21 protein-coding genes and 1 tRNA gene are annotated in these 23469 nt (G+C 56.6%); 11 read left to right on the forward strand and 11 right to left on the reverse strand.

The features are described 5' to 3' along the window. The 4 genes from ACIOYV_RS31710 to ychF all read left to right on the forward strand — a co-directional run. Positions 1–685, forward strand: a 685-nt coding sequence (locus ACIOYV_RS31710; RefSeq protein ID WP_401330203.1) for a ribose-phosphate pyrophosphokinase, incomplete at its 5' end; no start/stop codon positions are given. Between the two features lie 141 nt (positions 686–826). Then, positions 827–1429: a 50S ribosomal protein L25/general stress protein Ctc gene (locus tag ACIOYV_RS31715; protein ID WP_163911940.1), complete on the forward strand. Its 603-nt coding sequence runs from the start codon at positions 827–829 to the stop codon at positions 1427–1429. 169 nt (positions 1430–1598) lie between these two features. After that, positions 1599–2183 (forward strand): aminoacyl-tRNA hydrolase, encoded by a 585-nt coding sequence (pth, locus tag ACIOYV_RS31720; protein ID WP_054045702.1) that lies wholly within the window; start codon positions 1599–1601, stop codon positions 2181–2183. A gap of 22 nt (positions 2184–2205) precedes the next feature. After that, entirely contained in the window at positions 2206–3306 is a 1101-nt protein-coding gene (gene ychF, locus ACIOYV_RS31725) for a redox-regulated ATPase YchF (protein WP_054045704.1), read from the forward strand. Positions 3307–3440: 134 nt separating this feature from the next. Here ychF and ACIOYV_RS31730 read toward each other — a convergent pair whose 3' ends face one another. From ACIOYV_RS31730 to ACIOYV_RS31750, 5 genes are read right to left on the reverse strand one after another with little or no spacing between them, the layout of a single operon-like run. Next, the gene (locus ACIOYV_RS31730) at positions 3441–3743 is read right to left on the reverse strand and encodes a Rieske (2Fe-2S) protein (RefSeq protein WP_401330208.1); all 303 of its coding nucleotides are present in this window, start codon (positions 3741–3743) and stop codon (positions 3441–3443) included. Next, positions 3673–4530: an iron-containing redox enzyme family protein gene (locus ACIOYV_RS31735; RefSeq protein WP_401330211.1), complete on the reverse strand. Its 858-nt coding sequence runs from the start codon at positions 4528–4530 to the stop codon at positions 3673–3675. The genes ACIOYV_RS31730 and ACIOYV_RS31735 overlap by 71 nt, the downstream gene beginning before the upstream one ends. Next, positions 4527–5330 (reverse strand): dihydrodipicolinate synthase family protein, encoded by an 804-nt coding sequence (locus ACIOYV_RS31740; RefSeq protein ID WP_401330214.1) that lies wholly within the window; start codon positions 5328–5330, stop codon positions 4527–4529. Before ACIOYV_RS31740 ends, ACIOYV_RS31735 begins: the two co-directional genes overlap by 4 nt. Continuing rightward, complete coding sequence (locus ACIOYV_RS31745) at positions 5320–5838, reverse strand: DUF6190 family protein (protein WP_401330217.1); 519 nt, start codon at positions 5836–5838, stop codon at positions 5320–5322. Before ACIOYV_RS31745 ends, ACIOYV_RS31740 begins: the two co-directional genes overlap by 11 nt. Next, on the reverse strand, positions 5831–7009 hold the full coding sequence (locus ACIOYV_RS31750) for a pyridoxal phosphate-dependent aminotransferase (RefSeq protein WP_401330220.1): 1179 nt from the start codon (positions 7007–7009) through the stop codon (positions 5831–5833). The genes ACIOYV_RS31745 and ACIOYV_RS31750 overlap by 8 nt, the downstream gene beginning before the upstream one ends. A 254-nt stretch (positions 7010–7263) precedes the next feature. Here ACIOYV_RS31750 and ACIOYV_RS31755 point away from each other — a divergent pair, with 254 nt between their 5' ends. Continuing rightward, complete coding sequence (locus ACIOYV_RS31755; protein ID WP_401330223.1) at positions 7264–7911, forward strand: acyl-homoserine-lactone synthase; 648 nt, start codon at positions 7264–7266, stop codon at positions 7909–7911. A gap of 12 nt (positions 7912–7923) precedes the next feature. Here ACIOYV_RS31755 and ACIOYV_RS31760 read toward each other — a convergent pair whose 3' ends face one another. Both ACIOYV_RS31760 and ACIOYV_RS31765 read right to left on the reverse strand, forming a co-directional pair. Continuing rightward, positions 7924–8652 carry a LuxR family transcriptional regulator gene (locus ACIOYV_RS31760; protein ID WP_401330226.1) on the reverse strand — a complete coding sequence of 243 codons (729 nt, stop codon included), beginning with the start codon at positions 8650–8652 and terminating at the stop codon, positions 7924–7926. A 303-nt stretch (positions 8653–8955) separates the two neighbouring features. Further along, positions 8956–9594, reverse strand: a complete 639-nt coding sequence (locus tag ACIOYV_RS31765; protein ID WP_401330229.1) for a glutathione S-transferase family protein — start codon at positions 9592–9594, stop codon at positions 8956–8958. A gap of 102 nt (positions 9595–9696) precedes the next feature. On the opposite strand from ACIOYV_RS31765, the gene ACIOYV_RS31770 reads away from it, so the two are divergent. Next, entirely contained in the window at positions 9697–10815 is a 1119-nt protein-coding gene (locus tag ACIOYV_RS31770; RefSeq protein WP_401330232.1) for a transketolase-like TK C-terminal-containing protein, read from the forward strand. 11 nt (positions 10816–10826) lie between these two features. Here ACIOYV_RS31770 and ACIOYV_RS31775 read toward each other — a convergent pair whose 3' ends face one another. Then, entirely contained in the window at positions 10827–11279 is a 453-nt protein-coding gene (locus ACIOYV_RS31775) for a MarR family winged helix-turn-helix transcriptional regulator (RefSeq protein WP_401330299.1), read from the reverse strand. 173 nt (positions 11280–11452) lie between these two features. On the opposite strand from ACIOYV_RS31775, the gene aceE reads away from it, so the two are divergent. Next, positions 11453–14122, forward strand: a complete 2670-nt coding sequence (gene aceE / locus ACIOYV_RS31780; RefSeq protein ID WP_401330235.1) for a pyruvate dehydrogenase (acetyl-transferring), homodimeric type — start codon at positions 11453–11455, stop codon at positions 14120–14122. A gap of 183 nt (positions 14123–14305) precedes the next feature. Here the strand turns inward: aceE and ACIOYV_RS31785 are convergent, their stop codons facing one another. After that, positions 14306–15523 carry an MFS transporter gene (locus ACIOYV_RS31785; protein ID WP_054045706.1) on the reverse strand — a complete coding sequence of 406 codons (1218 nt, stop codon included), beginning with the start codon at positions 15521–15523 and terminating at the stop codon, positions 14306–14308. 332 nt (positions 15524–15855) lie between these two features. Here ACIOYV_RS31785 and ACIOYV_RS31790 point away from each other — a divergent pair, with 332 nt between their 5' ends. Both ACIOYV_RS31790 and ACIOYV_RS31795 read left to right on the forward strand, forming a co-directional pair. Continuing rightward, positions 15856–17913 carry a methyl-accepting chemotaxis protein gene (locus tag ACIOYV_RS31790; protein ID WP_401330239.1) on the forward strand — a complete coding sequence of 686 codons (2058 nt, stop codon included), beginning with the start codon at positions 15856–15858 and terminating at the stop codon, positions 17911–17913. A gap of 116 nt (positions 17914–18029) precedes the next feature. After that, positions 18030–18106: transfer RNA gene (locus ACIOYV_RS31795), tRNA-Met, on the forward strand. A gap of 68 nt (positions 18107–18174) precedes the next feature. On the opposite strand, the gene ACIOYV_RS31800 is transcribed toward ACIOYV_RS31795, so the two are convergent. Continuing rightward, positions 18175–19284, reverse strand: a complete 1110-nt coding sequence (locus tag ACIOYV_RS31800; RefSeq protein ID WP_401330242.1) for a DUF2817 domain-containing protein — start codon at positions 19282–19284, stop codon at positions 18175–18177. 165 nt (positions 19285–19449) lie between these two features. Here ACIOYV_RS31800 and ggt point away from each other — a divergent pair, with 165 nt between their 5' ends. Together ggt and ACIOYV_RS31810 are read left to right on the forward strand one after the other, a co-directional pair. Continuing rightward, positions 19450–21282, forward strand: a complete 1833-nt coding sequence (ggt, locus tag ACIOYV_RS31805) for a gamma-glutamyltransferase (protein WP_401330245.1) — start codon at positions 19450–19452, stop codon at positions 21280–21282. A 247-nt stretch (positions 21283–21529) separates the two neighbouring features. Further along, the gene (locus ACIOYV_RS31810) at positions 21530–22684 is read left to right on the forward strand and encodes a Fic family protein (RefSeq protein ID WP_401330249.1); all 1155 of its coding nucleotides are present in this window, start codon (positions 21530–21532) and stop codon (positions 22682–22684) included. Between the two features lie 269 nt (positions 22685–22953). Here ACIOYV_RS31810 and ACIOYV_RS31815 read toward each other — a convergent pair whose 3' ends face one another. Then, positions 22954–23382: a molybdopterin-binding protein gene (locus ACIOYV_RS31815; protein WP_401330252.1), complete on the reverse strand. Its 429-nt coding sequence runs from the start codon at positions 23380–23382 to the stop codon at positions 22954–22956. Positions 23383–23469: the final 87 nt, after the last annotated feature.

A 23469-nucleotide genomic window follows, 5' to 3' on the forward strand; every position in this document is an offset into this window, starting at 1 on the left:
TGCTGTTATTCCTTACTTTGGTTATGCCCGTCAGGATCGCCGTCCGCGTTCCGCACGTGTGGCTATCAGCGCGAAAGTCGTCGCTGACATGCTTACCGTAGTCGGCATCGATCGTGTTCTCACGGTTGATCTGCATGCTGACCAAATCCAGGGTTTCTTCGATATTCCGGTAGATAACATCTACGGCTCCCCCGTATTGGTGGATGACATTGAAGATCAGCGCTTCGAAAACCTGATGATCGTGTCCCCGGACATTGGCGGCGTCGTGCGTGCACGTGCTGTTGCCAAATCCCTGGGCGTAGATCTCGGGATCATCGACAAACGCCGTGAGAAAGCCAATCACTCTGAAGTGATGCATATCATCGGTGATGTCGAAGGGCGTACCTGTATTCTGGTCGATGACATGGTCGATACCGCCGGCACTCTGTGCCACGCGGCCAAGGCCCTGAAAGAGCATGGCGCTGCCAAGGTTTTCGCCTACTGCACACACCCTGTGCTGTCCGGTCGGGCGATCGAAAACATTGAAAATTCCATGCTGGACGAACTGGTGGTGACTAACACCATCCCGTTGTCCGCTGCTGCTCAAGCCTGTTCGCGTATCCGTCAACTGGATATCGCGCCGGTAGTTGCCGAGGCGGTCCGCCGCATCAGCAATGAAGAATCGATCAGCGCGATGTTCCGTTAAGGGCCCTGCCCTTCTCGAATGTCTCGTTGACGAAAAGCGCCCCGCCCCGGCATTCCTGTCGGGGCGGGGCTTTTTTGCCCATATCGCCTTTAGCGCTGGTCGCAACCGCTGGGGCGAATGTGGTTATTTTGGAGATACAACATGAACGATTTTACTCTGAATGCTGAAGTGCGTTCCGACCTGGGGAAAGGTGCGAGCCGCCGCCTGCGTCGTCTCGCAAGCCTGGTACCAGCTGTAGTTTACGGTGGCGAAAAAGCCCCTGAATCCATCAGCATGCTGGCTAAAGAAGTTGCCAAACTGCTCGAAAACGAAGCGGCTTACAGCCACATCATCGAGCTGAACGTTGGCGGCACCAAGCAGAACGTAATCATCAAAGCTCTGCAACGTCACCCGGCTAAAGGTCACGTACTGCACGCTGACTTCGTACGCGTAGTAGCTGGTCAGAAACTGACCGCTGTTGTGCCTGTACACTTCATTGGTGAAGAAGCCCCGATCAAGAAAGGCGGCGAAGTTTCGCACGTTGTTTCGGAAATCGAAGTGACCTGCCTGCCGAAAGACCTGCCTGAATTCATCGAAGTCGACCTGGCTAACGCCGAAATCGGTTCGATCATTCACTTGTCCGACCTCAAAGCCCCTAAAGGCGTTGAGTTTGTTGCTCTGGCACACGGTGATGACAAGGCTGTTGCCAACGTCCACGCCCCACGTGTTGCTCCAGAAGCTACCGAAGAAGGCGCAGCAGAGTAATTTCACTCTGTTCGCCGGAGTGACCGGAAACATCGCGGACTAGAGCGTAGCGAGAAAGCGGGCGAGAACGCGGAGTTTACATAATGGTAAATGAGCACTTGTCGTCCACTTTTGCCGCACTCCCTGATTGCGGCGATGTTATCCACCACTCCAAGGAAGGGCCCCTATCGTGACTGCCATCAAACTGATCGTTGGCCTGGGAAATCCAGGCGCTGAATACGAACAGACCCGGCATAACGCAGGGGCCCTTTTTGTTGAGCGCATCGCGAACGCACAAGGCGTAAATCTTGTGGCGGACCGCAAATATTTCGGCCTGACCGGGCGCTATTCGCATCAGGGTCAGGATGTTCGTCTGCTGATTCCCACCACGTACATGAACCGCAGCGGCCAAGCCGTCGCGGCACTCGCTGGATTCTTCCGCATCAAGCCTGAAGAAATCCTCGTGGCGCATGACGAACTCGACCTGCCACCGGGCGTTGCCAAACTCAAACTGGGTGGCGGCCATGGCGGTCACAACGGGTTACGCGACATCATCGCGCAGCTGGGCAATCAGAATACCTTCTACCGCTTGCGGCTTGGCATTGGCCACCCGGGCGTAGCCAGTATGGTTTCAAATTTCGTCCTGGGTCGTGCGCCACGCGCCGAACAGGAAAAACTCGATGCCAGCATCGACTTTGCCCTCGGCGTGCTGCCGGATATCCTCGCCGGGGAATGGAACCGCGCGATGAAAAACCTGCACAGCCAGAAGGCCTGACTCACTCCTCGGGGAAAACACCATGGGATTCAATTGCGGCATCGTCGGCCTGCCTAACGTCGGCAAGTCCACCCTATTCAACGCCCTGACCAAATCCGGGATCGCGGCCGAGAACTTCCCCTTCTGCACCATCGAGCCGAACACCGGTATCGTGCCGATGCCGGATCCGCGTCTGGAAGCCCTGGCAGCCATCGTCAATCCAAAACGCATCCTGCCGACCACCATGGAATTCGTCGACATCGCGGGCCTGGTTGCCGGCGCCTCGAAAGGTGAAGGCCTGGGCAACAAGTTTCTGGCCAACATCCGTGAAACCGATGCCATCGCCCACGTGGTCCGCTGCTTCGAAGACGAGAACGTGATTCACGTCTCCAACAGCGTCGACCCGAAACGCGACATCGAAATCATCGACCTGGAACTGATCTTCGCCGACCTCGACAGCTGCGAGAAGCAACTGCAGAAAGTCACCCGCAACGCCAAGGGTGGCGACAAGGATGCAGTGGTCCAGAAAGGCCTGCTGGAGCAATTGATCGCTCACTTCACCCTCGGCAAGCCAGCGCGCACCCTGATGAAGAACATGGGCGCCGACGATAAAGCAGTGGTTCGTGGTTTCCACCTGCTGACCACCAAGCCGGTCATGTACATCGCTAACGTCGCTGAAGACGGTTTCGAGAACAACCCGCTGCTGGACATCGTCAAGGCCATCGCCGAAGAAGAAGGCGCCATGGTGGTTCCGGTCTGCAACAAGATTGAAGCCGAAATCGCCGAGCTGGAAGACGGCGAAGAGAAAGACATGTTCCTCGAAGCCCTGGGCCTGGAAGAACCTGGCCTGAACCGCGTGATCCGCGCCGGCTACGAGATGCTGCACCTGCAGACCTACTTCACCGCCGGTGTCGAAGAAGTCCGCGCCTGGACCGTCCGCGTCGGTGCCACCGCACCGCAAGCCGCTGGCGTGATCCACACCGACTTCGAAAAAGGCTTCATCCGCGCCGAAGTCATCGCCTACGACGACTTCATCCAGTACAAGGGCGAAGCCGGCACCAAAGAAGCCGGTAAATGGCGTCTGGAAGGCAAGGACTACATCGTCAAAGACGGCGACGTGATGCACTTCCGTTTCAACGTTTAACAAGGACCGTGGTTTACACGGACCTCGATAGACAAAAAAATCCCCGTAATCATTCGATGATACGGGGATTTTTCGTTTCAGATGCACAGCGTTAACGCGCGTGCATGGTGCAGGATTTCATGCTCAAGCATGGTTCAGAGAACGCCAGGCGTTAAGCGCTTTACCTCCAGGCGCCCGCAAGGTGGCCCACTCAGTTGCTCACCTGTTTCGAGGCTAAACACTGAAAAATGTAATGGGCACGTAATGCTTTTGCGCTTTTCGTTGATGGTCCCGTGGATCAGCCAGCCATCACGGTGAGGGCAGGCATGCGGCACTTGATATTGCTGATCATCGACAACGAGGGTAAATGTGCCGGAACGATGAAACTCAGATAGCTCGTTCAACAACCCGCCCCCTCTCGAAGAGCTTCTGACGCTGCGCCTTGTCCACGGCGGCATCAAAAGCAGCGTTGGTAATGTCGCGCCCCATACAGATGCCGTGCCAGGCTTTTACCGGGTCCAGATCCCCCGTCGCATCCATCGCTTTAAGCAGGCGCTGGCCTTCTATGGCATGGAATACGTCAATGTGCACGTGCTCCGAATAATACGTATGGGCCTTGATCTGTAAACGCTCGCATATCGACGTGTAACACTCGAAGAAAAAAGGTACGACGGTCTCGAAATAGGTAATGACACCGGCGAAGTACGAAGGATCATCCGCGCGCATCGTTAACCAACAGAACATGTTGGGGAACGAGAAACCGGCCGATGAGTTGGCACCGACGTAGAACTCCAGGTCGATCGGCATTTCCAGCTCTTTGAGGAGGTCGACATACAACGTGGTGTGCGAGCGCTTGAGATTGCCGGAACCAAACTCGTCGATCATCATTCGCAACATTGGCATCTGTGCCGCAAGGCTGAGACGCGGCATGAGGTGATAGAACACCTGCGCTTCGGTAAGACCATCGAGTGCGAATTCCTGAACCAGGATTTTGAACTCGTCTCGCGGCATGTGCTCGGCAACGTAGCGAGCACTTGCAGGGACCTCGCTGCGATCCTCTTCCACCAGGTCGGCCAATTGCTGGCGTAATGCGCCGAGATCGGCCGGCGTATTCGCAGTGCGGGTCTTGTTGATTGTCGAGTAAATCCAGTCACGCTCGAAGGCGGCGATCCGGCTATCAAGTGGCTTGAGCTGCTTGATGCAGGCGCGATTAGCCAGAAACAGCTCTTTCTGCAAATCGCTCATCCCACCGTCCCCTTTTCCGCCAACACCAGGCCTGTGCTGATGACACCTCGGGCCTTGAGTTCTTTTTTGACCTGAGCGTACCAATCGTCAGCCGCAAGATCGAAGTACACGTTGAGCGTCGCGACCAGTTCCCCAATCGATGCTTGTCGAGCGCCAATCGCCAGCCGACAGAGACCGGGTTCCAGATTGGCCAACGAAACGACATTTCCGTCAGACTCAAGCTCCCGTGCCAGCAGCATTTCCCAGCCGATGAAGTAATCCAGGCCTTGTGCGCGCAATAGCTCGATTTGCTTTTGCGTGCGCGGTAGAGAAGGCGAATCCTTGATGCCAATCACCCGAGGCAGTTCAGCGATGGCCAGCAACGTCTCGAAGTTTTTTTCGTTACCGGATAGCGCAGATTCGTTGTAGATGTAGATATTCAATGAGGTGGAATCGTGAACCTCACGATAATGCTCAATCATCTGGTCCTGGCGCGTTCCTTCAGCAAACGGGGAAGTAAACATGACGGCCTGAGCCCCCAATTCCTGCGCCAGCAATGCGTATTCAAGTACCTCGGCAGTCGTTGCGCGCTCGATGCCGGCGATCACCGTTTTATCCTGCGCGTACGCCAATGTCAGTTCCAGCATTCGCTGCCAATCCCTTCGCCCCAGACGCCAGCCTTCACCCGAGGTCAGGCAGGGGATGTAACCGTCGACATACGGTCGCGAACACTGCAGCAGGCGACGCACACTCGACTCACAGATTTGCGACAGTTCATCCAGCGGTGAAATCAACGGAACGAAAACGCTCTTACCAGACATTCAGGAAGTCCTCTTGGTTGATTAACATTTCACCGGACTGCTCAAAAAGGGTCTGCAAGGATTGAGGAAAAGCGGGGCCGGAAACCCACAGGGGGAAAGCCTGGAGGAAAGGCTGCAACACTGTCATTTCCAGCAATTGCTGATCATGAGTAAAAAGAGGCCGGCGATGCTCGAGAACATGCGCGGCCAGCAATTTCTTCTCGACGTTCAGGTGCCCCCAATCAGACTCCAGGCAGGCGCGGCGCAACACTTCATTGCAGTACCCCTGACGCTGGATATCCATTTCTGTATGGAGGACGTCCATGAAGGGGTAATAGACATCCTGCAGGTGACGACTCTTCTTCCAGATGATTGCATCGCAGATACCGATTTGGCCGAAGCTCATCAGCACCTGACGCTCAGAGAAACTGTTGAAGAAACCCAGCGACTTTGCCCGCAGTAGTGGTTCGCTGTGGTGCATCCCCATGAAAACGGTGGCATCGATAATCGGCAGGACGACTTCATCCATGATAATTCTCCAGCGCCTGGGCAATGGTTTCGATCGCCAACTGGAACTCTTCGGGTTTGCGTGCCAGCGCCAGACGGATGTATTTCTGGCCTGTCTGCGGCTTGCTCCAGTAAAAATACTTACCTGGCAGGACGTAAACCGCGTAGTCCATCAGGTAAGCCTGCAGGTCATCGGCTGATACACCTTTGCGCACGATTTCGAACCAGGCCACGCTGGTTTCAACCATGGGCGTCAGGTAGTTCAAAAAGTCACCCTGCAAATGACGCCGGGCGGTCTCGCGATTGACATCGAGCACACAGCGCACGGATTCAAAATCGTCATCACGGCTGTCGTTAATGTATTGCGTCACCACATTCAGAATGAACGGCGAGACATTCAGCAAGACACTGGTCACGATGCTGTAAATGTCGGCGTTGAGGGCCTTACTGGCCATGATCGTGGCGCACTTTGTATCTTGTAGCGGCCAGGTCTTGCCCGTGTCCTCCATGATGATGTACTGGGTACCGATGTCATCGAGAATCGCATACGCATCTAATCGGCTGCCGCCGGCGGTCTTGAAGAACGCCGCAAAGCAGAAATCCAGAATCAGCAACTTGCCGTAGTCCTTGCAGTAACGCGCCACTTCCATAAAGGCCTGCGCGCCGTCAGCGAACATACTTGAGCCGGTGGGATTGTTAGGGTCAACCAGGAAAATCGCATCGACCTTTGCCGCTGCGGTCTGAAGATTTGCGTAGACATCGCTCGGCGAACGAAAGATCGCCTCGTCCAGCGGCGACAGCGGCACTTCCATGTGTTTGAGCAAGTCATGCAGGTTATCGAAACAAGGTTCAATCAGCCCGACACTCATGTCGCGCTTGCGCAGATAGGTCGCTGTGATATGCATGGCGATCGAAGCCGCATAGACCAGGTAAATTTCATCGTGACGCTTGAGCGCATGCTCTTGTCCGTGAAAAGTGAAGAAGGCCTGGATGAACTCTTGCTCGCTCTGGTACTGAGTTTGCCCCTGAGCGCGATACCACAATTCAGGAAGACGATCGACAATCTGTCGCTGGGTGAAACTCTGATCTTGATGTGTATGGGCATCTGCAAGATTGAATCGGGTCTTCAAGGCTGAAATTTCATGTTGCGTGATGTCATCTTTAGTTTTCTGGCGGGTACTCACGACACTCATATTATTGTTCCTGTAAGAGTTAATAGTCATCCGCTGGATAGGCCTCCTTATACTTATCGCTGCGCGGACAACCGACAACTGTACCTACGTGCGAATCAACATCGATTGGCAATCTGAATGATTACAAGATGAGTAAAGCGCCGCCCCTGATTCTAGGTACAGTTGATTTATTCAAACCGTCACTTCATCCTGTTTGTGAATAAGTGGTGGCCACCACCTGCCCTCTTCTTCCACGGACGGAAACTGCGATCAGCATGGACAAAGTCAGCTTTTATAATGTCGAGCACTCAAATGCTTCCCAAGCGCTATTGGGAAACTTGTATGGATTACGAAAAGAGGTGTTCGCTGACAGGCTTAATTGGAGAGTTAGTGTTTGTGGTGGCCATGAAGTCGACGAGTATGACAATGCCTTTTCGACTTACCTGATAGGGACGTGTTCGGGAGTATCGTTAGCCAGTCTGCGCCTGATCAACACGGTGTATCCCTACATGGTTGAGGGACCATTTCGCGATTTTTTCGAGTACACATTGCCCAAGAATATCCGGATCGCAGAGTCAAGCCGGTTTTTCGTCGACAAGACTCGCTCTCGGGCGTTGGGGCTGGGCCAATTTGCCCTCACCGAGATGCTTCTCCTGGCCATGCACACCTACGCTGCCCGTGCAGGGCTTGACTCGATCATCACAGTCGTCAGCCAAGCCATGTCGCGCATCGTTCGCAAGGCGGGATGGCACTACGAAGTACTGGACAGCGGCGAAGCCTCGCCAGGAGAGAAAGTACTGCTGCTCAATATGCCGGTGTCCAGCGAGAATGATCAGCGTCTCAAAGACGCCATCGAATCGAAGAACGGCCAGCCGCTACATGAAGTGGTCGATATCAATTGCCAGCCCACTCCATACCAGTGAACAGCACGGGATTCAGACAATTCCCAGGCTCACAGCCTTGTAGACCGCCTGTTTGGCGTTGCTCACCTGTAGTTTGTTAACGACATTGGACATGTGGAACTTCACGGTACGCACAGAAATGGCGTGAATCGCAGCAACTTCGCTGTAGGCCTTGCCCATCACCACCCATTTCAGTATGCCCATTTCCTTGTCTGAAAGACTGGTATCACCCGACTCTGGAAAGAGTTCACTCGGCGTAAAACTGGCTGTCAGGTTGTTGTGGAACCGGATGAGCGTCATCTGAATTTCTGCCGTGCGGTTCATCATGACTTGCTCGAAGTCGACTCTGTGCTCGGTATTGCAAATGCTGAGTGCTGCGAACAAACCGTTCGAGTCATGCAGATTGAAGGTGAACCCCTTCGAGATCTGGTATTTCTCCGACAAGGTAAATACGTCATTGCCTTGCCCTGGCTCTGTGGACTCAAGCGCCTCTCGCCAGGAGAAAGGAGCAATACACTTCATGCCGTGATTGATCACAGGATCTATCAAGTGGAAATCGGCGGCCTTATAAGCTTCGAGCCAAGGTTCGGGATAGTTCGAAATAATTCGCGGTTTGACTTGCAGGCTTTTATGCATCACAAAATAAGCATAATGACAGCCATTCAAGGATTCAAAGCACCTCTCGAAGGCACGACGCAATCGATAATCCAGTTCGGACTCATCTTTAGCCACCACCCTGTGGTCAAATAGTTGAGTGATCATAAAAAATCCTGTTTTTATAGTATTCAGCTAATTGAATCACCCTTCAATATCGATTACTCAATCAATATCGAATCCAAGGGCCAGGCTTGTAGTAAAAATAAAAGCGCACTACATAGACGAATTTAAGCACGAGCGCCGTAATAGCACAGTCATACAAACCGATCTTTATTAAAAAATGACAGATGACTCATCTGATTAAAGCATACGCTATTTTATTTATAATAATACGTTGAATATAAAAAGCCGCCCTTCCCTCCGGATGAGTGCGGCTTTATGAGCAAGCGGATAATTGAAATAACGGTGTCAGTTCGCGGAGGCTTCCCGAGAATCAGCCAGCCCTGCCTGTACCGCTGGCCGCGACTCGATAACCTCCAGCCAGCGACTCACATGGCTGAACGGTGTGATATCCAGTTCGAGTTCCTCGTGCGTTCGCAACCAGGGAAAAGCCGCAATATCGGCTATTGAGTAGCTGTCTGATGCCAGGTAGACACTCACCGCCAACCGCTGATCCACCACGTTGTAAATGCGTAATGCCTCTTTGCGATAACGCGCAATCGCTTCTTGGTTCTGCGACTTACTGCCGTGCAAAAACCACCAGAGCTGACCGAGCATCGGGCCGATGGCGCCGACCTGGAAAAACAACCATTGCTGGACCACAAGCTGTTCGGCAGCAGACTTCGGCTGCAAACAATCGAACTTGTGCGACAAGTAACTCAAGATGGCTGCTGATTCGAAAACCGAAATTCCGGCCTGATGATCAACGATTGCGGGGATCTTTCCGTTCGGATTGATCAGCAGGTACTCCGGTGAATGTTGTCGTCCTTCGGACAGATTGAACTTCACCTGCTCACAAATGATGTGGGCTTCTTTCAGGAAAATGCTGATCTTCTGCCCGTTGGGTGTATCAGCCGTATAAAAAGTAAGGGGATAAGAGGCGTTCATCGGAGGCTCCATTTGACAGTGATGAATATCATTGCATTTGCAATCATATTAACGCGTGCAGTATGGTGCAAGGACGACGGAACGCACGGAGTGCTTTGAAATATGATCGGTTTTTCCAGTTTCAGCACAACCCGGGAGACCGGCCTGGCAGCCCAGGCCTGTATCGAAAAGATTCAGGCGCTTGCCGATCAGCCCCATGAAGGATCCGCTTCACCGCTCGACACCATGATCGAAATTGCCGATCGCCTGGAACAAGATCCGGAAACGGCAACGAATGTCTGGGTGGTGCGATCCAATCAGCAACCTGGCGCGGAAGCAGCGCACACGCGTATCAGCGCTTGGCCACTGCGGTTCAGCCCACAGGCCTGTTCCAGTGAAAAACCTTTGTTGTACCTGACCCGTTCCGCAACGTCGGCAGAGCTTTGCGCGCTGTCCAACGAGTCCGCCCAGCGCGGGATTTTCTGTAACGACATTGAGACGCTGTCCTCCACCTGGCCCAAGGGCACTCATCCCTGGGTGTCTCTCTGGCTGGCCGCCAACCCGCAATGCCTGCCATTCGATCCAGCCAGCGGCGCGGAGGCACGCGCCATTGCAATGGCTGCGTTGCAGAGCTTGTATGTCGAAGGCCGTCACGGTTTTTACTACATGGCGCTGCACGATGAGCCCAACGAATTCATGGACCCCATCAGCAGCTTCAGCGCGAGCCAGGCGCTCAAAGGCATGTACAAGATCAGCGAGAAAGAAGCTGGCACGCAGCAGCCAAGCGTTCGCCTGTTGGGAGCGGGACTCGCCTTGCGTGCGGTGATTTCAGCGGCGCGGATGTTGCGTGACGACTGGGGCGTGGCCAGCGAGCTCTGGAGTTGCCCCAGCTATACCCGTCTGGCGCGGGATGCCGATAGCGCCCAACGCTGGACCCGAGTGCATCCCGGCATGCCACGGCGCTCCTCGCATCTGCGCGAATGCCTGGACGCCGAGGACTCTCCGGTTATTGCCGTGACCGGCTATGCGCAGCATGTAGTCGATCAGATAGGCGCACACATCACCGCGCGTTTTGTAGCCCTCGGTGCCGAATCAACCGCATCGCTACCAGCCGCACCGAACGCGGGACAGACGGTAGACAAGCGCTGGATTGTCACCTTGGCGCTGCGAGCCCTGGCGCAGGAAGACAAGATCCCCCACGAGTACGTCGAGCAGGCGATGCAGCGTTATCAGTTGCAATGAACCGGCGGTGCTCACACGCCCCGCGAGCTGTTTCTGGCGGCACTTGCCGCGCGCTCCAGGGCTTCGCTGAAGAAACGTTGCTGCTGATCATCGAATTGCGCCAGAAACAGTTCGTCGACGGCGCTTTCGTAAATCTGCCACATCTTCTTGCGCAGCACTTTGCCTCGCTCGGTGATGGCGGCATAGGCACCCCGGCCGTCGTCGCTGGCACGACTGCGCTCGACAAGGCCCTCGGCCTCCAGGCGGTCAATCAGGCGCGTGAGGTTGTAGCGTTCGATCGCCATGACATCGGCCAATTCATTCATGCGCCGGGTGCCGTTGGGACCACTTTCCAGCCCCCACAACGCATCGTACCAAGCGTAAGCAGGTAGCCCGGCCGCAGCCAGGCGGCGCTCGATTTCCCGTATCAGGCACCGATGCGCCCTGACGAATCTGAACCAGGTATCCGGCTCGCTTGAAGACATGCTGCACCCTTCCAATGGAATCGATTTAGTTGCAATTGTAACGCGCAGCACGATAAATTCCGCACATAGTTGCAGTTGCAACTAAAAGCATTCCGAGGGATTGGTGCATGCCGATCCCCTTCGCCAGGGAACCGAACATTCGGTTCTCCCGCTGCACCATCCAGGAGACGACGATGGCACAACAATCAGTGTTTCTCGACGAAGACCCACAAGAAACCCGCGAATGGCTCGAGTCCATTGAATCGGTTCTGAGCGTCGAAGGCCGCCCTCGAGCCCATTACCTGATCGATCAGTTGCTGGACTTCGATGTCACCCAGCATGGAGATTTTTACGGGCGAGTCACTACGCCCTACGTCAACACGATTGCGGTGGACCGCCAGCAAGCCTATCCCGGCGATCTGGCCGTGGAGCGGCGGATCAATGCTTACATCCGCTGGAATGCCCTGGCCATGGTGCTGCGCGCCGGCAAGCATTCGAATGTGGGCGGACACATCGCCTCCTATGCCTCGGCCGCGATCCTCTACGACGTCGGCTTCGAACATTTCTTCCGCGGTCGAACCGAGCAGTTCGGTGGCGACATGGTGTACATCCAGGGCCACTCCTCGCCGGGTATCTATGGGCGCGCCTACCTTGAAGGACGCTTGAGCGAAGATCAGCTGGATAACTTTCGGCGCGAGACCGATCGCGATGGCGTGTCGTCCTATCCCCACCCTCGGCTCATGCCCGATTTCTGGCAGTTCCCCACCGTATCCATGGGCCTGGGGCCAATCACTGCGGCCTACCAGGCACGCTTCATGCGCTACCTCGAAGATCGCGGCCTGAAAGAACATCAGGGGCGAAAAGTCTGGGCATTCCTGGGCGATGGAGAAATGGACCAGCCGGAATCCCTGGCCGCCATTTCCCTCGCCGGCCGGGAGAAACTCGACAACATTATCTTCGTCGTCAACTGCAACCTGCAGCGTCTGGATGGCCCGGTGCGCGGCAACGCCAAAGTGATCCAGGAATTCGAAAGCCTGTACCGGGCGGCCGGCTGGAATGTCATCAAAGTGATCTGGGGCGGTGGCTGGGATGCCCTGCTGGACAAGGACAAAAGCGGTCTGCTACGCCAGCGCATGATGGAATGTGTCGACGGCGAATATCAAAACTACAAATCCCAGAACGGCGCTTACGTACGCGAACACTTCTTCGGTAAATACCCCGAGCTGCTGGAACTGGTCAGCGACATGACCGACGAGGAAATCTGGAAGCTGTCTCGCGGCGGTCACGACCCGGAAAAAGTCTACAACGCCTATGCTGCGGCCATGCGCCACACCGGCGGGCCGACCGTCATTCTGGCCAAGACCGTCAAAGGTTTTGGCATGGGTGAAGCGGGCGAAGGCCAGAACATCAATCATCAACTGAAGAAGATGGGCGAGGATGCGATCAGGGCATTCCGCGATCGTTTTTCGCTGGAAATCACTGACGATCAACTGGGCGAAATGCCCTATCTCAAACCTGCCCCGGACAGTGTCGAGGCGCGATACCTGCAAGCCAGGCGCACCGAACTGGGTGGCTACATTCCAGAGCGAATCAGTGTGGCCGAACCGCTGCAGATCCCACCGTTATCAACCCTGGGCACCCAGCTCAAAGGCACTGGCGAGCGTGAGATCTCCACCACCATGGCCTTCGTGCGGATCCTTGGGACGCTGCTCAAGGACCCGAATATCGGCAAACTGATCGTGCCGATCGTCCCGGACGAATCACGGACCTTCGGCATGGAAAGCCTGTTCCGCCAAATCGGCATTCATTCCCACGTCGGCCAACTGTATACGCCTCAGGATGCTGGCCAACTCAGCTACTACAAAGAGGCCCGGGACGGTCAGATCATGCAGGAGGGCCTGAACGAATCAGGCGCCATCTCCTCTTGGATTGCGGCGAGCACTTCATACAGCACACACGGTGTGATGACCGTGCCCTTCTATATCTTCTATTCCATGTTTGGTTTCCAGCGAGTCGGCGACCTCGCTTGGGCCGCCGGTGACGCTCGGGCCAGGGGCTTTCTGCTCGGTGCGACTTCGGGCCGGACCACCTTGATGGGTGAAGGGTTGCAACACGACGATGGCCACAGTCACGTGCTGTCTTCGACCGTCCCGTGCTGTGTGTCTTACGACCCGACCTATGCCTATGAATTGGCCGTGATTATCCAGGACGGCATGCGCCGCATGTACGTCGAGAACGAGGACATCTACTACTACATCACCCTGCTCAACGAAAACTACGCCCACCCGGACATGCCCGATGGCGCCGAACAAGGGATTCTCAAAGGGATGTACCCGCTCTCGGCCACGGCCACGCAGGTCGAAGGCAAACATGTGCAGTTGATGGGTTGTGGTTCGATCCTGCTGGAAGTCATCGCCGCTGCCCAGTTGCTGGAGTCTGACTTCGGCGTCAGCAGCGAAGTATGGAGCGTGACAAGCCTGACCGAGCTACGTCGCGAAGGCCAGGAAGTCGAGCGCTGGAACCTGCTGCACCCGCAAGAGACGCAGCGAATCGGCCATGTGGAAAGCTGCTTGCAGGACAAGCAGGGCCCCGTGGTCGTCGCGACCGACTACATGAAAATATTCGCCGATCAAATCCGTCCGTTTGTGCCCAAACGTCGCTTCGTCGCGCTGGGTACCGATGGTTTCGGTCAATCGGATACCCGCGAATCACTGCGCAGGTTTTTCGAAGTCGATCGCCACTTTATTGCCGTAGCCGCCCTGAAGGCGCTGGCCGATGAAGGTACGTTGCCAAGGGAAAAAGTGGCGCAGGCAATTGCCCTTTATGGCATTGATCCGGAAAAACAAAACCCCGCCACAGTCTGATAGTTCATCGCTCAAGAAAAAGCCGCGTTTGATACGCGGCTTTTTTGTGCCTGAAATTCGGCCAACACCACCGCCCTTGTAGGAGCGAGGCTTGCCCGCGAAGGCGGAGTGTCAGCTGGCATCAATGGCGAATGACACACCGCCTTCGCGGGCAAGCCTCGCTCCTACACAGGTCGGTGGTGATCAGGCCTTTTTGGTTCTCGGCAGGAAGATCGCCAACACCCCAAACAGCGGCAAGAACGAGCATAGGAAGTACACGTATTCGATGCCGTGAACATCCGCCAGATGCCCCAGCAACGCCGCACCAATCCCGCCAAAACCAAACATCAAACCGAAGAACACCCCGGCAATCATCCCGACGTTACCTGGCACCAATTCCTGCGCATACACCACGATGGCGGAGAACGCCGAGGCGAGGATGAAGCCGATGACCACGCTGAGAATGCTGGTCCAGAACAGATCAACATGCGGCAGGATCAGGGTGAACGGCGCAACGCCAAGGATCGAAAACCAGATCACTGCCTTACGCCCGATCTTGTCGCCAATCGGCCCGCCGAAGAACGTCCCCGCCGCCACCGCACCGAGGAACAGGAACAGGTGCAATTGCGAACTGGCCACCGACAGGTCGAATTTCTCGATCAGGTAGAAGGTGAAGTAACTGGTGAAACTGGCCATGTAGAAATACTTGGAGAACACCAGCAAACCGAGGACCACCAGCGCACTGATCACCCGCTGTTTCGACAAGCCATGGGTCGCCGCCTGGCCTTGCTTGAGCTTGAACAGGTTCAAGTGGTTGGCGTACCAACGACTGATGCGATAAAGCACGAACAGCGCAAACACCGCGAACAACCCGAACCACGCGACGTGGCCCTGGCCGTAAGGAATGATGATCGCCGCCGCCAGCAATGGACCGAACGCCGAACCAGCATTACCACCGACCTGGAAGGTCGATTGCGCCAGGCCGAAACGCCCGCCCGAGGCCAGTCGCGCCACGCGGGAAGCCTCCGGGTGAAAGGTCGAAGAACCGATGCCGATCAATCCGGCCGCCAGCAGGATCATCGGGAAGCTACCGACCACCGACATCATCAGAATGCCGATCAACGTGCACACCGTACCGGCCGGCAATAACCACGGTTTTGGATGGCGATCTGTGTGGTAACCGACCCACGGCTGCAGCAGCGAGGCGGTCAGTTGGAACGTCAGGGTGATCAGGCCGACCTGGGTAAAGGTCAGGCCATAGTTGGCCTTGAGCATCGGATAAATCGACGGCAGCACTGACTGAATCAAGTCGTTGATCAGGTGCGCCAGCGCCACGGCGCCGATGATGCGCATGACCAAAGGGCTGCTTTGTGGAGTCGCGGACGCCGGCGTAGCGCCGGTCTGGGCATTGCTGATAGCCATGAGAATTTCCGTACAACAGAGGGTGCACACGGGCAGGTGCGTCAATGTGCCATTTTTCAGTGCAGCAGCGCCATCCCCTTAGCCTGCTAACGACCTCGTCGTTCATCGAAGAGTGGGTGATAGCGCAACGCCATGGTCTGAATCTTGCCTTGCTTATCCGCTTCAACGCGGCCCCCTTACAAAGGGGATCGAGAATGGGAAGTTTCGCTACAGAGTCGGCCTACAGAGCTGGCGAGGGTGAACTTTCGAGGCCTTTTAAAAGGGCACAAGTCGCGGTCGCAACGATCACGACGCACGCCAATGGTGCGTGGTGTCCAGAGGAGTCATGGGGCATGCAGGCTTTTTTATCACCGGGGATCGGACTGCTGGGGCGTTTTGGCTTCGCACGCAAGTTTCAGTTGCTATTTCTACTATTCATCCTCCCGCTGGCCGGCAGCCTGTTGATGATCGGCCAGGATTATCGCGACAAGCTGCAACTGATTTCCGGCGAACGCGCCGGGGTTCGTCAACTGCTGTCCCTGGATGCGCTCGACAACCTGCTCGCCGCCCAACGTGATCGCGCCGCCCGCTGGCGCGCCACTGAAACCAATCGCCAGCCGACACCGGCAACGATCGCCGCCATGGGCGCTTTCGACGCCGTGCAGCCCGCCGTCGCCCAAGCCACGACAGATTTGGGCAATGCCCTGCAAACCGAAGGCGCGGAAGGTGAAACCCTGAGCCGCTATCAAGCCCTGCAAACCGCGCTCAACGGCCTCGACTCGAAAAGCCTGAGCAGCGTCGGCTGGTGGCCGGACGGTTACGACCGTTTCACCAATGCCCTGAGCGCCTTGCAAGCCTTGCGCGAACAGATCGTCATGGACAATCGCCTGACCCTGGCGCCGTGGTTGGAAACCTATTTGCTGACGCAGATCTCCACGCAGCATGCACCGGACCTGATTGAACGGGTCGGCCGGCTCGCAGCAGTCGGCCAGGCTTCGGTGGTGTCCGGGCAGTTCACTCTGCAAAGCCGCCTGCAATTGCGCGATTTGCGCAGTCGCATCGGGGATGCGCGGGAGCAACTGGTGAAGACCGCCAGCCTGCTCGAAGCGCGGCTGCCGAGTGCCTTGCAGACGTGGGCCGGGCAGTACCATGACAGCCTCAAGCATCTGGATTCGACCTTGAAAGTGCTGGACGACGGCGTGTTCGGCGGCAGCATCAACCTCAAGCCGGAAGACTTCGAACGCAACCTCGATTCACTGCTCACGGACCTCGCCTCGCTGCGCCAGCAATCGCTGGTGTCACTGGATCAACGCCTGGATTACTACCACAGCTCGGCGATCCGCCAATTCATCCTGGTGGCGACGATCTTTGGTTGCCTGCTGCTGGCCGCGCTGTATTTGTTCGTGTGCTTGCAGGCTTCGATTCGTCGTAGCGCCAGCGGCATCACTGTGCTGGCCGAAGCCTTGCGCGACGGAAACCTCAGCCTGCAAGTGCCGGTGCAGGGTCGCGATGAACTGGCGGCAATCAGCACTGCGTTGAATGTCGCGGTGGTGCAACTGCGCAACAGTTTGCTCGGGGTCGATCATGAGACGTTGCAACTGAGCAATGCCGTGCGCACCCTCAACGATCATTCCAGTGGCGCCTTGGGCGAAGTCGAAGCCCAGCAAATCCAGATCAGCCAGATCGCCGCCGCTGCCACGCAATTGGCCGCCACTTCGCAAGGCGTCGCCCAGAGCTGTGAACAAGCGTCCGGCAGCGCCCAGCACACTCAGCGCATCGCCGCCGACAGCAGCCGCGACAGCCAGCGCACCACGGCGAGCATTCAGCAGCTCAATCAACGCCTCAACGACACCGCTGCGGCATTGGGCCGGGTCAGTGAGCAAGGGCAACAGATTCAATTGGTGGTCGACACCATTCGCGGTGTCGCCGAGCAGACCAACCTGTTAGCGCTCAACGCTGCCATTGAGGCTGCTCGTGCGGGCGAACAAGGTCGCGGCTTTGCCGTAGTGGCCGATGAAGTGCGCAGTCTGTCCCAGCGCACGCAATCCTCCACCGCGCAAATCGCCGGCACCGTCGACAGCCTGCGCAATACAGTGAATGAAGCCGTGAGCTTGATGGAAGCCGCTTGCGGCCAGGCCCAATCCGACGCCGAAGCCGTCACGGGTCTGGGTGAACGTCTGGGAGAAATCGCCAGCGCCGTACAGAGCGTCACCGACACCCTGGCGCAAATCGCTACTGCGGTCGAAGAGCAAGCGAGCACCGCCGATGAGGTCAGCGGCAATATCCAGCAGGTCGATCAGGCCGCCGTCAGGCTGCTGGAAGGCGCGCGGGCCGTGAACCTGGCGGCAGACACCCTGAGCCAGGGCAGCAAGGCCTTGAGTGCGAATACCGGGAGATTTCAGCTGCGTTGACGGCCTGCCCCGCCCTGTTTTTTCGGGCCAGGACGATAACCGGTTGAAAGTGTGGGGAAATATTTTAAATTTACGCTTGACGCATCTTCGTTCCAGGTGAATAATGCGCGCCACTTGGCTACATAGCTCAGTTGGTTAGAGCATAGCATTCATAATGCTGGGGTCCGGGGTTCAAGTCCCTGTGTAGCCACCAAGTACTAAAAACGGCTTACCGAAAGGTAGGCCGTTTTTTTATGCCTCGAGAAAAGTGCCCGACAATAGTCAGGCCCGCATCGTCGACAACGCCGACAATCCCCGCTCCCAGATCTGCCAGGTGCGCAGCCAGACCATGGCCTGCCAGTCGCTGTCGGCCGGATAGAACTGCTCCAGCAGATTGAGTTTGATCCCGCGCCCCACCGCATCACTCGGGTTGCCGTGCAGATGCAGCCAATGGTCATCGCGCAAATGACGATGAACGTCTGGCCCCGGATACGTCCCGCACTCGATCACAAACGGCATCAGCCGCATTTGCGGCAAGGCGTTGAGTAATGCCTGCGAGGTGTAACCGGTTGCCGTCGCCGCCACCCCGGTTTCGCTGGTGGTATTGGCGCCGGTGTGCAAGGTGTAGAGCCATGGGCCGTAAATGGCTTGGGCTTCTTCCAGCGCCGGATACGCCGCTTCGGTGATGGTCAACAGCATCGGATGCCCGTACTCCCCTGCCCCGGTGTGCAGGTCGAAGCACATCGCGACCTCGGCATGGGCCACATGTTTGCGCATGATCTGCTGCAACGTGTGGTTCGACCAACTCGGCGCCAGCCCGCCATAGAACAGACCATCGGGGTGACTGTGCTGGCCGCCCTCGACAATCGACATCACCGCCGGCCAACCGTGTTCCTTGATTTGCGCATCGAGCAAAGCATCGGCGCGATCACGCTCGGGGCCCTGCAAATCAGAGCTGGCATAGATCTCATGCAGCGTCGCGTAGGCCTGGTTGTCTGGCAGCGGACGTTCGAAATCCAGGTGATTGCGATTGAGGTCGATGTTGTCTTCATTGACCCGACGCAGCCACGCCGTGCCCCACGGATTGATCAAGTGGATCATCACCACCGCGACATCCGCCGGCAGTGAGCGCTTGCCCAAGTCCTGCATCCATTTGATCTGACACCCGGAGCCATAATAGCCTTCGACCCCGTGAGTACCGCTCAACGCAATGAGCAACCGTTTGGCCGCCGGATCACCGAGCACCGCCACGTCAGTGCTCAACGATTCACCGAACGGCCCTTTAAGTGGGTGCGGATATTCGGTCAACGTCGCGCCGGCAGCGGTGGCCGCCGCGAGGAATTGTTCACGTTGCCCACGGTAACTTGGCTGGGTAGGAAACTCGGTGTGCATGTCTGCCTCTTGTTGGTTTTCTGGCCGTCCTGATGTTCTCGACCCTACAGAAAATCTGCCGGTTCATGAAGGGCAAAAGTGCCTTTGCTGTAGGACGCAGTTTGCGTCGCACCCTGTCCGCCGATAAAGTCCCTCGAACCTTTTCCCACGGACGGAGTGCCCCACGTGTTCCCAGCCTTCCACTTGAGCCGCTATCGCCTGTCAGCCTTGTCGCTGATTGCCGCCGCGCTAACCCTCGCCGCGTGCAACGCGCCACCCACGTCGACATTGCCCCTGGCGCCGGAAGCTGCCACCGGTTTCCGCACGGACCTGCAAACCCGCCACGCCGCGAAACACATGGCGGCAGCGGCCAATCCACTGGCGGCGGCGGCCGGGCGGGAGATGCTGCGTCAGGGCGGCTCGGCCATCGACGCTGCCATCGCGATGCAAGCCGTGTTGACCTTGGTGGAACCGCAGTCGTCGGGCATCGGCGGCGGTGCGTTGATCGTGTTGTGGGACGGTAAGGCCGTGCGCACTTATGACGGTCGAGAAACCGCTCCGTCTGGCGCCACCGAGAAACTTTTCCTGCAAGCTGACGGCACGCCGATGCCGTTCACCCAGGCGCAGATCGGTGGCCGCTCAGTCGGCACGCCAGGCGTGTTGCGTGCGCTTGAGGTGGCGCATCAGAAACACGGGCGCCTGCCTTGGTCCAAGCTGTTCGAGCCGGCGATCCAACTTGCCGAGCAAGGCTTTGCGATCTCGCCGCGTTTGCATCTGCTGATTGCTTCGGATTCGTCGCTGCCGCGTTCGCCGGACATGGTCGCGTACTTTCTGAATGCTGATGGCAGCCCGAAAGCCGTCGGTACACAGTTGAAGAATCCGGCACTCGCCGCAGTATTCAAACGCATCGCCAAGGAAGGTCCCGATGCGTTGTACAAAGGGCCGATTGCCGAAGAAATCGTCGCCAAGGTCCAGGGCCATAAAAACCCTGGCAGCCTTTCGCTGAATGACCTTCAGGCTTACAAGGCCAAGGAACGTGCGCCGCTGTGCACCGACTACAAACGCTGGCAGGTCTGCGGTATGCCGCCACCGTCATCAGGCGGGATTGCCGTGGCGCAGATCCTCGGCACCTTGCAAGCCCTGGAAACCCGCGACCCGCGCTTCGCCTTGGCGCCGCTCAAACCGCTCAAGACCAATAAGCCTGCAGGCATCGAGCCGGCGCCTGAAGCCGTGCATCTGATTTCCGAAGCCGAACGCCTGGCCTACGCCGATCGCGCGCAATACGTGGCCGACACCGACTTCGTGCCAGTGCCGGTCAAGGGCCTGGTGGACCCGAGCTACCTGGCCAGCCGCGCCGCCCTGATCGGCGACCGCAGCATGGGAACGGCCAAACCCGGCACGCCGCCGGGCATTCAAGTCGCCTACGCGCCGGACCGTTCGCCACTGCGCATTTCCACCTCGCAAGTAGTCGCCGTCGATGACGAAGGCGGCGCCGTGTCCATGACCACCACAGTCGAGTCCGCGTTCGGCTCGCACCTGATGGTCCAGGGCTTTCTGCTCAACAACCAGATGACCGACTTCTCGTTCATCCCCGAAGAGAACGGCCAGAAAGTTGCCAACCGCGTCGAACCCGGTAAACGCCCACGCTCGTCCATGGCGCCGACCCTGATCTTCGATCGCCAGAGCGGCGAATTCGTGGCCACCGTCGGCTCACCCGGCGGCTCGCAAATCATCGAATACGTGGCCAAATCCACCATCGGCCTGCTCGACTGGAACCTCGACCCACAAACCGCCATCAACCTGCCCAACTTCGGCAGCCGCAACGGCCCGACGGAACTGGAACAGGGGCAATTCAGCCCGGCACTGATTCAGGCGCTGAAGGACAAAGGGCATGCGGTGAATGAAATCGACATGACCAGCGGAACCCAGGCGATTGTTCGGGTCAAGGATGCGTCAGGGAAAGCGTCGCTGGCGGGCGGAGCGGATCCGCGGCGTGAGGGAGAGGCGTTGGGGGATTGAATCGTACATAGGGATGAGAAAGGGCTTACCGGGAGGTAGGCCTTTTTGGTTATTGACCACGACTAAAGAGAAACGGACTATTCCGCCGGCATGCGTGCCTTTTCACTTATCTGCTTACAGTTTTTGACTTAACGCTGAGAGCGAATAGAGATAATTTTCACACCCTACTAAAGAACAGCCTTATAAATAGGACCTAATGAGGGACTCATTAGAGATAACCTTCCGCGGACCTAGAGATAATTTTCACATGCCTGAATTTTCTCACCATGAGCTTCAGCTTCTGAATCCAACATTCGACTCTCCGTTGGTTGATGTGCTGAGTGAACTGGAGCACCTCCGCCGACTGAGGCTCGAAGGCGATACCCCTGCTCCGGTGTTTTTCCAGCTCAAGGCGATTTTTCATACTTTGGAAAGCTTGGGCTCAGCCAGGATCGAGGGTAATCACACTACTCTGGCCGACTACCTCGACAATAAGATCGAGGGCAAAGCGACAGATAGCGACCAACTGCGCGAAGTGGCCAATATCGAAAAAGCCATGAGCTACATCGAAGAAATCATGCAACCGGGTGAGCCACTGACAGAACGGATCATTCGCGAAATCCATGCGATGACCGTTCAGGAGCTGGAACGCGAAGGTGACAGGACGCCAGGTGCATATCGTCAAGCGCCTGTACGTATCGCCCAGTCGCAGCATCTTCCTCCAGAAGCCTTCCAGGTCCCGGGATACATGCAAGAACTGGTGGCTTTTGTTAACCACGATGACCTACCCAAATACGACTTAATGAAAGTCGCATTGGCCCACCATAGATTTGGATGGATTCACCCTTTCGGAAATGGCAATGGTCGCGTGGTGAGACTGCTCACTTATGCACTTCTGATGAAGTATGGGTTTAACGTGAACACTGGCGGAAGAGTACTGAACCCCACAGCCGTTTTCTGTAACGACCGTGAGCGTTATTACGAAATGCTAGGCGTTGCTGACACCGGTACTACAGCAGGCCTGGAAGCATGGTGTATCTATGTGCTGAAAGGGGTGAAGGAAGAGATTGCCAAAGTTGATCGTCTAACCAACTACACCTACCTCAAGCATTCAATTCTCACGCCCGCCGTTGCGTTCGCTCGTCAGCGTGAATGGATCACCAGAACAGAAGAGGCTGTACTGGATAAAGCGATCATTGAAGGGGTCGTTAAGTCTGCTGATCTCGCAGCAGCATTACCGGGCCAATCAGCAGGCCAGCGCACTTATCTGATCAAAAAACTTGTTAGCCAAGGGATGCTTCTGCCTATCAGTGAAGGAGCAAGGCAGTACACCATTGGTTTCTCGAATAACTACCTGGTGCGAGGCGTTGTAAAAAGTCTTAGAGAACAAGGTTTTATTCCCGCGCCACTGGAAAACCCATAAAACTCAACTGCTGCAAGGTTTCGCATCTTGAAATATCATGAACTATCAAACGAGCAAGACTACCGCTTAGCCCTAAAGGAGGTTTCTGTATTTTTCGATACGGAGCCAGAACCGGGCCCCCCCGAAGCTGATCGTTTTGAGTTTATGATCACGCTCATTGAAAACTATGAAACCGTCCACTTTGTAAATTAGTGGTGTGTCGAACTCTTCATCTCGCTCAAAACCTAATGATAACCCCGGAGGCAGAAAAACCCACCTCCGGGTCCGACTCAGGCCGGCACACCCAAAATAATGTGCGAAGCCTTGATAACAGCCGTCGCACTCACGCCCGGCGCGAGCCCCAGCTCTGCAACCGCTTCCCGGGTGACAATCGAATAAACCTCGCTGCCGCCGTCGAGCCGGATTACCACTTCAGCATTCACCGCGCCATCCGTCACGCTGGTGACTTTGCCTTCCAGGCAGTTACGCGCCGAGAGGCGGATGTCGCTGGATTCGGTCATCAGCATCACCCACGGTGCTTTTACCAGTGCGACCGCTTCCTTGCCGACAGCGAGGCCAAGGCTCTTCACGCTTTCCATGGTCACCACCGCCACCAGCTCATTGCCACCTGCGAGTTTCAGGGACACTTCGGCGTTGACGGCGCCGGGTTGCAGCTGGCTGATGGTGCCCTTGAAGACGTTACGTGCGCTGACTTTCATGATGTTGTTGCCTCTGTTAGTAATTTTTGTATACAACTTTGCACATCATTCGGGATAACGCAGCGCTGTGCAACTAGACGCCAGGAT

The sequence above is a fragment of the Pseudomonas sp. NPDC087342 genome, from assembly GCF_044744265.1.
Taxonomy (GTDB): Bacteria; Pseudomonadota; Gammaproteobacteria; order Pseudomonadales; family Pseudomonadaceae; genus Aquipseudomonas; species Aquipseudomonas nunensis.